General features: G+C 68.4%; 12 protein-coding genes. 1 reads left to right on the plus strand and 11 read right to left on the minus strand.

The annotated features are described in order from the left end of the window. Positions 1-331 precede the first annotated feature (331 nt). The 4 genes from EJ105_RS19825 to EJ105_RS19840 all read right to left on the minus strand — a co-directional run bounded on the left by EJ105_RS19825 (position 332) and on the right by EJ105_RS19840 (position 3,669). A complete protein-coding gene (locus EJ105_RS19825) occupies positions 332-1,201 on the minus strand; it encodes a type 1 glutamine amidotransferase (RefSeq protein ID WP_250167706.1) in 870 nt (289 codons plus the stop codon). An 82-nt stretch (positions 1,202-1,283) separates the two neighbouring features. After that, on the minus strand, positions 1,284-2,180 hold the full coding sequence (locus EJ105_RS19830; protein WP_250167707.1) for a DMT family transporter: 897 nt from the start codon (positions 2,178-2,180) through the stop codon (positions 1,284-1,286). Positions 2,181-2,188: 8 nt separating this feature from the next. Further along, positions 2,189-2,941: an SDR family NAD(P)-dependent oxidoreductase gene (locus tag EJ105_RS19835; RefSeq protein WP_250167708.1), complete on the minus strand. Its 753-nt coding sequence runs from the start codon at positions 2,939-2,941 to the stop codon at positions 2,189-2,191. A gap of 236 nt (positions 2,942-3,177) precedes the next feature. Further along, entirely contained in the window at positions 3,178-3,669 is a 492-nt protein-coding gene (locus tag EJ105_RS19840) for a MarR family winged helix-turn-helix transcriptional regulator (RefSeq protein ID WP_024281356.1), read from the minus strand. Positions 3,670-3,858: 189 nt separating this feature from the next. Here EJ105_RS19840 and EJ105_RS19845 point away from each other — a divergent pair, with 189 nt between their 5' ends. Continuing rightward, complete coding sequence (locus EJ105_RS19845; RefSeq protein ID WP_250167709.1) at positions 3,859-5,226, plus strand: flavin monoamine oxidase family protein; 1,368 nt, start codon at positions 3,859-3,861, stop codon at positions 5,224-5,226. 255 nt (positions 5,227-5,481) lie between these two features. On the opposite strand, the gene phoB is transcribed toward EJ105_RS19845, so the two are convergent. From phoB to EJ105_RS19880, 7 genes are all read right to left on the minus strand, one after another. Then, the gene (phoB, locus tag EJ105_RS19850) at positions 5,482-6,183 is read right to left on the minus strand and encodes a phosphate regulon transcriptional regulator PhoB (RefSeq protein WP_024281354.1); all 702 of its coding nucleotides are present in this window, start codon (positions 6,181-6,183) and stop codon (positions 5,482-5,484) included. A gap of 54 nt (positions 6,184-6,237) precedes the next feature. Next, positions 6,238-6,972, minus strand: coding sequence for a phosphate signaling complex protein PhoU (phoU, locus tag EJ105_RS19855; RefSeq protein ID WP_029556394.1), 735 nt, complete (start codon positions 6,970-6,972; stop codon positions 6,238-6,240). Positions 6,973-6,992: 20 nt separating this feature from the next. Continuing rightward, on the minus strand, positions 6,993-7,817 hold the full coding sequence (pstB, locus tag EJ105_RS19860; RefSeq protein WP_024281352.1) for a phosphate ABC transporter ATP-binding protein PstB: 825 nt from the start codon (positions 7,815-7,817) through the stop codon (positions 6,993-6,995). A gap of 60 nt (positions 7,818-7,877) precedes the next feature. Beyond that, the gene (pstA, locus tag EJ105_RS19865; RefSeq protein WP_051460693.1) at positions 7,878-8,711 is read right to left on the minus strand and encodes a phosphate ABC transporter permease PstA; all 834 of its coding nucleotides are present in this window, start codon (positions 8,709-8,711) and stop codon (positions 7,878-7,880) included. Between the two features lie 17 nt (positions 8,712-8,728). Beyond that, positions 8,729-9,706 carry a phosphate ABC transporter permease subunit PstC gene (gene pstC, locus EJ105_RS19870; RefSeq protein ID WP_024281351.1) on the minus strand — a complete coding sequence of 326 codons (978 nt, stop codon included), beginning with the start codon at positions 9,704-9,706 and terminating at the stop codon, positions 8,729-8,731. Positions 9,707-9,807: 101 nt separating this feature from the next. Continuing rightward, positions 9,808-10,848, minus strand: a complete 1,041-nt coding sequence (gene pstS / locus EJ105_RS19875; RefSeq protein WP_024281350.1) for a phosphate ABC transporter substrate-binding protein PstS — start codon at positions 10,846-10,848, stop codon at positions 9,808-9,810. A gap of 134 nt (positions 10,849-10,982) precedes the next feature. Beyond that, positions 10,983-12,452 (minus strand): ATP-binding protein, encoded by a 1,470-nt coding sequence (locus tag EJ105_RS19880; protein ID WP_250167710.1) that lies wholly within the window; start codon positions 12,450-12,452, stop codon positions 10,983-10,985. Positions 12,453-12,737 lie beyond the last annotated feature (285 nt).

Raw genomic sequence — 12,737 nt, forward strand, 5'->3', positions numbered from 1 at the left:
GTGCAATATGCCCTATCACTATCTCAAAAACCCCCGTCAGCTCCCCTGACGGGGGTTTTTGTGTTTGCACGCAAGATCAAGATCCGAAATCAGCGCCCGACGATAGTCTTTGTCTCGCAAGTCGATGGCATGTGGACTCGACGTCTCCTGACTCACGGCCAAGGCCGAAGCCATCCCATACAGCAGCTCTCGGCGCCCGTGCCCCTTCACGGGTGGCGCGTGGGAGCGCTATTCGACGATCCTGATTCGATTGCGGTTTGATACTTGGGCTTGTCGGGATGATCGATGGCCGCGATCAGGCGCCGGCGCCGCAGCGCAGACGCCCCTCGCCTCAGCCCCGGCTGCGGCGCGCCCGGCCGGGGAGCACCTGGCGGGTGATCCAGTTGGCGATTTCGAGGGTGCGGATATCCTTGCGGACCACGGCGCCGTCGATCCCGTAGCGCCAGGCGAGCGCGGAGTTGGCGGGCTCGCGCTCGAAATGCTCGAGGTCGGCAATGAACGCGGCCTCTTCCTCTTCGTCCGGGAAGAAGCCCTCCGCCACCAGCGAGGGCTGGAGCCGGCGGAAGATGGCGGCCATTTCGCGGAAGGGGTATTCGGGGTGGTACTGAACCCCCCAGCACACCGTGCGCCCGACGGGAATCTCCGCCGCCTGCACCACCGAATGGTCGTTGCTCGCGAGGAGCCGGGCGCCCTCGGGCAGCGTCTCCACCTCGTCGAGATGCACGGTCATCGCCTCGAACACGGCGGGCTTGCCGTCGAACATGGGGTGCTCGGCGCCCTCGGCCGTCATGCGGATGCGCCGACCGAAACCCACCTCCCGCCCGCGCGGATTGCGCCGTACGGACCCGCCCGCCGCGACCGTGAGCAATTGCAGTCCCCAGCAGCTGCCGAAGACCGGCACATCCGTCGTGAAGGCGGTGCGCATGAGGTCGATCTGCTGGGTGATCTCCGGCCCGCCCGTGTAGATGTTGAGCGAGGAGCCGGTGATGGCGATGCCATCATAGCCCTCGAGGCCGCCGGCATCGGGCAGGTTCGCTCCGGCATCGGCGGGATAGCAGATGTCCACGGTCACCGTGCCGGGGAACAGCTCGCGCAGGAGCTGGGCATAGCCCTCGCTCGCCACCTGTCCACCGAAAGCCACCTGCCGGGCGCGGGCCTCTGCGGTGTTTCCTTCGACGACGAGAAGACGGGCGGCGCTCATGATGATCCTGCGGGCTGAGGAAGAACAATGCCCAGCATAGGCTGCAATCTGGCGAAACCGAGAAGGCTTTCGCCCTTTGCGCTCAGTGCGGGCGCATCTGCGCGTCGCGCACGAGAAGATAAGCACCCGAGGCGATGACGATGGCGGCACCCGCCAGCGTCCACAGGCTCGGCACCTGGCCGAACACCAGCCAGCCCAGCGCGATCATGCTCAGGATCTGCGTGTAGATGTAGGGCGCGAGCGTCGCCGCAGGCGCGCGGGCATGGGCGAGGATGAGCACGAAATGCCCCGCGCCGGCCACCGCGCCGAGGCCAATCATGGCGCCGATCACCACAGGGTCGCGGGGCGTTTCCCACACGAAGGGCAGGGGAATGCTGGCGACCACCGAGCCGACCAGCGCGGTGTAGAACAGCGTCGTCTTGCTGGCATCCGTGCGCGCCAGCATGCGGGTGGTGATGGAATAAAGCGCGTAGGTGGCTGCCGCCACCAGCGAGAGGATCGCGGCGGGATGGATGCCGCCGGCCCCCGGCCGCACCACCAGCAGGATGCCGGCAAATCCCACGATGATGGCGAGCCAGCGCTCCAGCCCCACCCGCTCGCCCAGCAGCGGCCCCGCGAACAGGGCGACGAAGAAGGGGATGGAGAACATGATGGAGACGGTCTGGTCCAGCTGCAGGAACTGGAGGGCCGTGAAATTGAGCGCCGTGGTGGCGAAGAGCAGCGCCGAGCGGACGATCTGCAGTCCCGGCCGCTTGGTGCGCATCAGCCCCGGCACGGTCCAGGGATTGAACACCAGCAGCGACAAGGCGAAGTGGATCACATAGCGCGCCCACACCACGATCAATACGTTGATATGGGCGCTCAGCCATTTGGCCGTGGTGTCGGTCAGCGCGAAGCTCATCACCGCGAGGCACATGAGCGCGATGCCGACCAGCGGCGCCGGGGCCGGCGTGACGTCTCTGTCTCCCGGCGCGCGCATGGCGGTCCTCAGTAGGTGGCGCGGCCGCCGGAAAGATCGAACACCGCGCCCGTGGTGAAGGAGCAGTCGGCCGAGGCGGCAAAGGCGATGGTCGCCGCCACTTCGTCCACCTGCACGAATCGCCCGCGCGGAATCTTCGAGAGCATATAGTCGATGTGCTGCTGGCTCATCTGGTCGAAGATGGCGGTGCGCGCAGCGGCGGGCGTCACGCAGTTCACGGCGATGTCGTACTCGGCCAGTTCCTTGCCCAGCGATTTGGTGAGCGCGATCACCCCCGCCTTCGAGGCCGAATAGGCGGAGGCGTTGGGATTGCCCTCCTTGCCGGCGATGGAGGCCACATTGACGATGCGCCCGTATTTCTGCGCGATCATGTGCGGCGCGACCGCCCGGCAGCAGAAGAAGGGGCCGTCGAGATTGATGGCCATCACCTTCTTCCATTCCTCTTCCGGGTAGTCCCACGTCTTGTGGTTCGCGCCCGCGACACCGGCATTGTTGACGAGGATGTCGATGCGGCCGAATTCGGCATGCACCTCGGCCACGGCCCGTTCCACGTCGGCGAGGCGGCTCACGTCCACGGTCACGGGCATCACGCGGGCGCGGCCCAGTTCGTCCGCGGTCTTCACCACGAGGTCGGTGTCGCGATCGAAGATGGCGACGCGGGCGCCGGAGGCGATGAAGCGCTCGACCACGGCGCGGCCGATACCCTGCGCGCCGCCGGTGACGATGGCGAAGCGGTCGTTGAGATCGATGGCGTTGGACATGTTTCCCCCGGTGCGTCGCCGATCCGGCCGGCGATCCTGATTCTGCCGTTGGCGCGGCGGCTGTGCCGGTGTGTTTTTAATCGATTGAAAATCGATCGGACAAGGCATAGCGCGGGATCGGCCGGGAGAAAAGCCCGGCGCAATGCATAGTGTCGCACCGCTCCATGCGCCGGATGCAAGGCGGAAAGTCGAGGGCAGGCCTGGGTGACGGTGATGGAGGGCGGCTGGCGCGGGTCTCAGGCGTCCTCGTCCTCGTCGCCGGGTTCGGCTTCATCGTCGAGGCCGCCGTCGGCGCCGAGGCGCAGGGCAAGGTTCTTCTCCACCTTGCGCAGGAGCTTGCGCAGCCGCTTCTTCTCCTTGCTGTCGAGGCCGACCACCATCTCGGCCTCCAGCTGGTCCCACACATGATCGATGGAGGCGCCGCGCTCGCGCCCCGCATCGGTGAGGAAGACCCGCACGAGCCGTCCGTCGCCATCGGTGGCGCGGCGCTCGACGAGGCCCTGGGTGGTGAGGCGGGCGATGGTCTTGGAGGCCGTGGGCGGGCGCACCCGCAGCGCGGATGCAAGGTCGCCCATGGTGCGGCCGTCCGCCTCGCACAAAAGCTTCAGCACGGATTCCTGTCCCGGAAACAGCCCGAGGCCGGCGAGGAGACGGGCCGACAGCGCCTTCTGCAGGCGCGCCGTGTGGGTGAGCCTGTAGCCGATGGTCTTCTGAACCGGATCCTTCATGGGTCTCCCCCGACATGTCCCGAGCGCGAGCGAAGCCGCGCCGGCCACGCGCCCCTTTATCCACATGCCGGCTTACAATTTTGCGAAGGTTGGGGGCGATCCGGCGGGAAAGTGCGTGGTATCGCGCATTTACCCTCGGGGCGGTCCGCCCTCTCGCCCCGTTGCACGCCCCATGGTAGCGTTCCGGCCGTGACCGAACCCGATCGCCCCCCTCTTTCCCGCCGCGCGCTGCTCGCCCGTGGTGTTGCCCTGGCGGCCACGCCGCTCGTGGGCATGAGCCTTGCCACCTCGCGGGCGCTCGGCCAGCAGACTGACGCGGACGTCGTCATCATCGGCGCGGGCGCGGCCGGCATCGCCGCCGCGCGGCGCATCGCCGAGGCCGGGCGCACCTATGTGCTGCTGGAGGCCGGCAAGCAGGTGGGCGGCCGCACGGTGACGGACACCACCCAGTTCGGCGTGCCGTTCGACCTCGGCGCGGCGCGGCTCAACATGCCGGCGGCGCGCCCCATGGCCGCCTTCGGCCGGGCCGAAGGGCTCGACATCTATCGCGCGCCCGATGGCGGCCGGCTCTATGTGGGCGGGCGCGAGGCGGGCGATACCGATTACGAGGATTTCATCGCCACGGTCCGCCGTGGCGAGCGGGCCATCGTCGCCGCCGGCGATGCCAACCGCGACATGGCCGCCTCCCGCGCCTTGCCGGATCTTGGACCCTGGGGGCCGAGCGCCCGCTTCGTCCTCGGCCCGTTCAACTGCGCCAAGGAACTGGACCAGGTCTCCACCGTGGATGTCTCCCGCTTCGACGAGCGCGAGAGCGAGGACATCTGCCGGCAGGGCGTGGGCACGCTGGTGGCGCAGCTCGCCCGTCCGCTGACCGTGCGGCTCGAGGTGGTGGCGCGCTCCATCGATCTCAGCCCGCGCCTCGTCTCGGTGCAGACCAACAAGGGCAGCGTGACCGGGCGCACGGTGATCGTCGCCGTGCCGCCGAGCCTGATTGCGGCCGGCAAGCTGCGCATCGGCCCGTCCTTGCCGCAGCGCTACCGCACGGCGGTGGAGAAGATCACGCTGGGCGCCTTCGACCACATCGGCTTCCGCCTGCCGCGCAATCCCGGCAATCTCGGCGCCGACGAGCTGGTCTATTTCCGCGCCGACGGCCCGCGCGCCTATGCGCTGCGCGCCCGCATCGGCGGCACAGACCTTTACAGCCTCGAAGTGGGTGGCGACGTGGCCGCCGGCCTCGCCGACAGTCCGCCCGAGGCGGCGGCGTCCTTCGTGAAGGCGGCGCTGACGCATGAGTTCGGCGCCGACACCGCTGCGCGCGTCGGCAAGGTGTTCGCCACCCGCTGGAGCAAGGAGCCGTGGGCGCTGGGCGCCTTCTCCTGTGCCCTGCCGGGCTTCGGCAACATGCGCCGCGCCTTCACCGAGACGGTGGGCGGCCGGCTGGTCTTCGCCGGCGAGCACACCCACGAGACGCTCTGGGGCACGGTCGGCGGCGCCTGGCTCTCCGGCGAGCGCGCGGCCAAGCAGGCGCTGGGGCTTTTGGGGGTCCGGACGGGGTGAGGGCTGCGTCTCATCGGAGATCTGCCCCGTTTCATACATCCGGCCGTCATTGCCCGCCTCGTGCGGGCAATCCACCCCGCGGCCAGAGCGATGCTGATACTTCCGGGCAGCCCGACGCGTGGCGGGGTGGATCCCCCCGGACGAGCCGGGGGATGATGGCTCGGGGGAGGTTGCGCCTCCCCCAAAATAGCCCGCGCGGCGTTTGAGCGAAGACGACGTAAAGACAGCCCGCGTGGCGCCTCAGCGAAGCAACGCTCAGTGCGCGCGGGCGAACATCTCGTTGAAGGAATAGCCGGCGCCGCGCACGGTGCGGATGGGGTCGGACTGGCGGCCGCGGTTGATGGCCTTGCGCAGGCGGCCCACATGCACGTCCACCGTGCGCTCGTCGATATAGACGTCCTGACCCCACACGCCGTCGAGCAGCTGCTCGCGGGAGAAGACGCGGCCGGGGCTCTGCATCAGGAATTCCAGCAGGCGGAATTCGGTGGGGCCGAGGTGGATCTCGCGGCCGGCGCGATGGACCCGATGGGTCTCGCGGTCGAGCTCGATGTCGCCGGCCCGCAGCAGGGTGGCGACATGCTCGGGCTTGGCCCGGCGCAGCAGGGCGCGCACGCGGGCGAGCAGCTCGGGCACCGAGAAGGGCTTCACCACATAGTCGTCCGCGCCGGTGGCGAGGCCGCGCACCCGCTCGGTCTCCTCGCCGCGGGCGGTGAGCATGATGACGGGCAGCCGCTCGGTCTCCGGCCGGGTGCGCAGGCGCCGGCACAGTTCGATGCCGGAGAGGCCGGGCAGCATCCAGTCGAGGATGATGAGATCCGGCACGCTTTCGCGCAGCCGGGTCTCGGCCTCGTCGCCGCGTCCCACGCTCTCGACCCCGTAACCCTCCGACTCCAGATTGTAGCGGAGCAGGAGGGTCAACGGCTCTTCGTCTTCGACGATCAGAATACGCGCCGGCACTTTGGTCTATCCGTCACTATCGGGGCTCTCCGCCCCGTCTTCAGGTCTGGTGGATCAGCTCTGAACGGTGGTGGTGCGGCCCGGGAAGGGCAGGGTGGTGTCGCTGGAGGCGTCCGCCTTGGGGCGGCTCTCCGGCAGGTTCTGGCCCGTCACCATGTAGTAGACGATTTCCGCGATGTTGGTCGCATGGTCGCCGATGCGCTCGATGTTCTTGGCGCAGAACAGCAGGTGCGTGCACACGGAGATGTTGCGCGGGTCTTCCATCATGTAGGTGAGGAGTTCGCGGAACAGGGACGTGTACATGGTGTCGATGGCGCCGTCGCGGCCCCACACTTCCAGCGCCTTCGCCTCGTTGCGGGCGGCGTAGGCGTCGAGCACTTCCTTCAGCTGCTCGAGCACGAGGTCGGAGATGTGCTCCACCCCGCGCACCAGCTTCGCCGGGTGATACTCGCCCTCGATGGCGATGACGCGCTTGCCCACGTTCTTGGCGAGGTCACCGATGCGCTCGAGGTCGTTGGCGATGCGGATGGACGCGACGATCTCTCTGAGGTCGATGGCCACAGGCTGGCGCTTGGCGATGACCAGGATGGCCCGGTCCTCGATCTCGCGCTGCACCTGATCCACGGTCGCGTCGAGCAGCACTACCTTCTGGGCGAGGGCGCTGTCGCGGCGGATGAGCGAGGTGACGCTGTCGGCGACCAGGCGCTCGGCCTGTCCGCCCATCTCGACGACCTTGCGGCCGATTTCCTTCAACTCCTGATCGAAGGAGGCGACGATATGATCCGGCATCTCAGTGATCCTTCAATCCGTCAGCCGAAGCGGCCGGTGATGTAGTCGCGCGTCTTGATCTCCTTCGGATTGGTGAAGATCACGTCGGAAGGCGCCATCTCGATCAGCTCGCCCAGATAGAAGAAGGCGGTCATGTCGGCGCAGCGCGCGGCCTGCTGCATGTTGTGGGTGACGATGACGATGGTGAATTCCTGCTTCAGCTCGTCGATCAGGTCCTCGATCTTCGAGGTGGAGATCGGGTCGAGGGCCGAGGTGGGCTCGTCGAGCAGGATCACTTCCGGCTTCACCGCGATGGTGCGGGCGATGCACAGGCGCTGCTGCTGGCCGCCGGACATGCCGAGCGCCGAGGTGTGCAGGCGATCCTTGGTCTCGTCCCAGATGGCGGCCTTGCGCAGGCACCATTCCACGCGCTCGTCCATCTGCGCCTTGGAGAGCTTCTCGTGCAGCTTCACGCCGAACGCGATGTTGTCATAGATCGACATGGGGAACGGCGTGGGCTTCTGGAACACCATGCCGATGCGGGTGCGCACGATGGTGGGGTCCAGCTCCTTGCCGACGATGTTCACGCCGTCGAACAGCACCGAGCCCTCGGCGCGCTGGCCGGGGTAGAGGTCGAACATGCGGTTGAACACGCGCAGCAGCGTGGACTTGCCGCAGCCCGACGGGCCGATCATGGCGGTCACGCGCTTCTCGGGAACCTCGAAGTTGATGTTCCGCAGCGCATGGTTGCTGCCGTAGTAGAACTGCAGGTTCTCCACCTTGATCTTGGCGGGGGCCGGCGGCGCGTCCGGCTTGGCACCCACGGCGGAGGCGAGATTGAAGGTGGGATCGACGGCTGAAGTCATTTTGTCCTCGCTTGGGCCTTGGCCTTGCTTCGGAGGAAATGGAAAGGGCGGCGGCGGGAGCTAGTGGCTCCGCGCCAGGAAGAGGCGGGACGCCACGTTGAGCACCAGCACGCCCACGGTGATGAGCAGTGCGCCGGCCCAGGCGAGCGAGACCCAGTCGTCGAACGGGCTGCCGGCGAACTGGTAGATGGCGATGGGCAGGCTCGCCATCGGCTTCGACAGGTCGGTCGACATGGCGTTGTTGCCGAGCGAGGTGAACAGCAGCGGCGCGGTCTCGCCGGCGGCGCGGGCGATGGCCAGAAGCACGCCGGTGACGATGCCGGCGCGGGCCGCGCGCCAGGTGATGAACATCACCACCTTCCACTGCGGCGCGCCGAGCGCGAAGGCGGCTTCGCGCAGGCCGACGGGCACGAGGTTCAGCATGTCCTCGGTGGTGCGCACGATGACCGGGATCACCAGGATCGCCAAGGCGATGGAGCCGGCCCAGCCGGAGAAGCCGCCGAGCGGCACCACCAGCAGGGTGTAGATGAACAGGCCCACCAGGATGGACGGCGCCGACAGCAGGATGTCGTTCACGAAGCGGGCGGCGGCGCCGACCTTGGTGCCCTTGCCGTTCTCGGCGAGGAAGGTGCCACAGAAGATGCCGATGGGGCCGCCGATGGCCATGGCGATGCCGATCTGGATCAGCGAGCCGACGATGGCATTCAGCAGGCCGCCGCCCTGGCCCGGCGGCTTGGTGACCTGGGTGAAGACGTTCAATCCCAGCGCGGGCAGGCCGCGGGAGAGCAGGGTCCAGAGGATCCAGCCGAGAAGGAACAGGGCGAAGACGGCGAAGCCGGTGGAGATGGCCTTGACGGCCCGGTCGGTGGCGCGGCGCGCGGCGAGGGAAGCCATGGTTCTGAAGCTCCCGGTCAGTCGAGCCGCGAGCGCACGAGCGCCCGGGACAGTGCAAGGACGATGAAGGAGATCACGAACAGGATGAAGCCGAGCTGCAGCAGCGAGGTGAGCTTCAGCGACCCGATCGGGGCCTCGGGGAATTCGTTGGCGATGGTGGAGGCGATGGTCGCGCCCGGAGCGAACAGGGAGGCGGACAGGCGCGTCGCGTTGCCGATGACGAAGGTCACGGCCATGGTCTCGCCCAGCGCGCGGCCGAGGCCGAGCATGATGGCGCCCACCATGGCGGTCTTGCCGTAGGGAACCGAGACGTTCTTGTAGACCTCGTAGGTGGTGGCGCCGATGCCGTAGGCCGATTCCTTCAGCATGGGCGGCACGCTTTCCAGCGTCTCCACGAACATGGCGGTGATGAAGGGCAGGATCATCACTGCGAGGATGAGGCCGGCGGTGAGCATGCCCGAGCCGAGCGGCGGGCCGGCGAACAGCGCGCCGATGACCGGCAGGTCGCCGAACAGGTCGATCAGCGGGGGCTGCACATAGGCGGCGATCAGCGGGACGACGACGAAGAAGCCCCACATGCCGTAGATGATGGAGGGCACGGCGGCCAGAAGCTGCACCGCGACGCCGACGGGCCGCTTCAGCGGCTGCGGCGCGATCTCGGTGAGGAAGAAGGCGATGCCGAAGGAGAGCGGCAGCGCCACGATCACCGCGATGATGGCGGAGAACAGCGTGCCGTAGATCATCACCAGGGCGCCGAAATTCTCGGTGACCGGGTTCCAGGCGGACGACCAGATGAAGTCGAGCCCGAAGTGCTGGAGCGCCGGCAGGCCGCCCTTGAACAGCTCGGCGATGATGAGGCCGAGCAGGATGAGGACGAAGATGCCGCTCGCCCACAGGAGGGTGACGAAGATCGGATCGGCGATCCGTCCCGTGCCCTTGGCCTTGCTGATGGGCTCTGCCGAGCCAGACCGCATGCCGTCCACCGTCGCGTCCATTTTATCCCCTGCCCCGGCTTGTCGATGCGTGTGCGCTACCGGACCTGTCGCCTGATGGAAAAGCGCCGCCCTCCTGGGAGAGCGGCGCGATCTTCTTCAGATCAGAGGACGGGCTTGCCGTCCGGACCCTTCACTTCGGCCTTGAAGGCGGCCTTCACCTGCTCGACCACCGCCGCGGGCAGCGGGATGTAGTGCAGGCCCTCGGCGATGTCCGCGCCTTCCTTGGTGTAGGCCCACTCGAAGAACTTCATCACTTCGCGCGAAGCCTCGACGTTGGTCGGGTTCTTCGGCAGCAGGATGTAGGTGGGGGAGACGATCGGCCAGGCCTCGGGGGCCGGGGCGTCGATCATGGAAGCGGCGAAGTCCTTGGCGCCCTTCCAGTCGGCGGAGGCGGCGGCGGCCTGGAAGCCGGCGACCTCGGGGGTGACGAACTTGCCGGCCTTGTTCTGCAGCTGGGTCACGACCAGCTTGTTGGCGGCGGCGTAGATGAACTCGACGTAGCCGATGCCGCCCTTGGTGTTCTTGACGGTGCCGGTGACGCCCTCGTTACCCTTGGCGCCGGCGCCGGTGGGCCACTGGACCGAAGTCGCCGAGCCGACCTTGGACTTCCAGTCCGGGCTCACGGCCGACAGGTAGGAGGTGAAGATCGCGGTCGTGCCCGAGCTATCCGAACGATAGACGGGGACGATGGCGTTCGAGGGCAGGGTCACGCCGGGGTTCAGGTCGGCGATGGCCTTGTCGTTCCACTTGGTGATCTTGCCGAGATAAATGTCGGCGAGCACCGGGCCGGTGAGCTTGAGCTGGTTGGTGGTGACGCCGTCGAGGTTGACGGTGGCGACCACCGAGCCGATCACGGTCGGGAACTGCAGCAGGTTGTTGGCCGCGAGCTTCTCGCCCGGGACCGTCGCGTCGGACGCGCCGAAGTCCACGGTGCGGTTGATGATCTGGTTCTGGCCGCCGCCGGAGCCGATCGACTGGTAGTTCAGCGTCGCGCCGGTCTTCTCTTTGAACTTGGCGCCCCAGGACTGGTAGACGGGGGCGGGGAAGGACGCGCCAGCGCCGGTGAAATCGACAGCCTGGGCGCTGCCGGCAAACAGCGAGCCAGCTACGGCGATCACGCCGAGAGCGGTGGTGAGCTTCACGATATCTCTCCTTGCCAAATCGGTTGCCGCTCCGGCAGGAGCCGGGGCAACTGGGCTCAGGACTCTTAGCCCCGGCGCGCCAAGGTTCTATGACGCGTCCGTGACATGGACATGACAGCTTACGCCCTTGCCTTTTATAGGTTTTTTTCCGGGTTCGGCAAAGCTTCCATCCGCACTGAGAAGATTGCTCCGTTGCCGAGCTCGCTTTCGACGCCCAGCCGGCCGCGGTGGCGGGCCACGATGTGCTTGACGATGGCGAGCCCCAATCCCGTACCGCCCTGGTCACGGCTGGCCGCCACGTCCACCCGGTAGAAGCGCTCGGTGAGGCGGGGCAGGTGCTCCGGTGAGATGCCGGGGCCGAAGTCGCGCACGCTCACCACGGCGGTGCCGTTCTCGCGGGCGAGGCGCACTTCCACCTTCTTGCCGGCGGCGCCGTATTTCAGGGCATTCTCCACCAGATTCTCGAACAGGCGGATCAGTTCGTCGCGATCACCGAGGATTTCCAGGTCGGCCGTCTCGCGGACCTGCTCCAGCTCCACCCCGCGGTCGCGGGCGAGGGGGGAGAGGGTATCGCAGACGTGGGCGATGATGGCGCCAAGGTCCACCTTGGTCTGCGGCTGCACGTGGGCGTTCAGTTCGATGCGCGACAGCGAGAGCAGGTCGTCGATGAGCCGCGACATGCGCCGCGCCTGCGCCGCCATGATGGCGAGGAAGCGCTCGCGCGCCGGCGTGTCGTTGCGGGCGGGGCCCTGCAGCGTCTCGATAAAGCCCGACAGGGAGGCCAGCGGGGTGCGCAGCTCGTGGCTGGCATTGGCCACGAAGTCCGCGCGCATCTGCTCCACGCGGCGCTGCTGGGTGAGGTCGCGGAAGGTGAGCAGCACGGCGTCGGGTGCGCGCTCGGGAGAGACGTGCAGCCGGAGCGGCACCACATGCGCCTCCAGCCAGCGGTCGAGGGGAATGCGCTCGGCGAACTCCACCCGCCGGGGCACGCCGTCCGCCGCCGCGGCGCGCACCGCGTCCAGCACCTCCGGCACGCGCACCACGAAGGACAGGGGATCGCCCACCCGCGTCGGGCCGAGGGCGAGGGCGACGCGCTGGTTGGCGGTGATGATGTTGCCGGCGGCCGAGAGCAGCAGCGCCGGTTCGGGCAGCGCCGCCACCACCGCGCAGGCCTGCGAGTCCCGCGCCGGGGGCGGCGCGGTCGGCAAAGGCGTCACCACGGGCACCGGCGCCGGCGGGGCCGGCCGCAGCGACAGCCAGAGCGCCACCAGCAGCGCCGCCATCAGGATGGCCAGCAGCGGATCGAGCGCGCCCGCCGCGGCGCCGCCGATGACCACCGCCGCGACGGCGCCCACCAGTGCGAGGCTTCGCCGCCCGTTCCGGCCGTTCGGCGCGGGGGGCAGGGCAGCGACCGGCGTCGGTACGGGGGCGGCGGGTGACGGACGGGCGGGCACGGGAGCCGCAGCTACGGGCGGGGAGGCTGTCGCCGCGCCGGCAATCGAGGGGGTGAGGTCCGGCATGGGGGTGGGGGCAGCCGCGATCTCTGGCAGGGGGTCGGGCGTCAGCGCTGGCGCAGCCGTGGTCGTCGCCGCGGGCAGGGACATCGCGGGCAAGGATGCCGCAAGACCCGACGGCGCGAGACCGGACGCCGCAGACAGAGGCGCGGCGGGGGCGGGCGTCAGCACGGGCGTTTCGGCAACCTGCGCACGCCTATCGGCAGCGCGCGGCGCACGGGCGGGCTTTTCCGTGTCGCGCTTCTCCGGCTGGCGTCCTTCGGCCTCGCGACCGTGCTGCGATGGCCCTTCCGGCATCATTCTGGCGCGCCCTCCCTTTCGCGTCATCCTACACGGCCTCGCTGCTTCTTCCCGGCGCATTTCGCGGCCGCCCGT

Source organism: Xanthobacter aminoxidans, assembly GCF_023571765.1.
Classification (GTDB): Bacteria; Pseudomonadota; Alphaproteobacteria; order Rhizobiales; family Xanthobacteraceae; genus Xanthobacter; species Xanthobacter aminoxidans.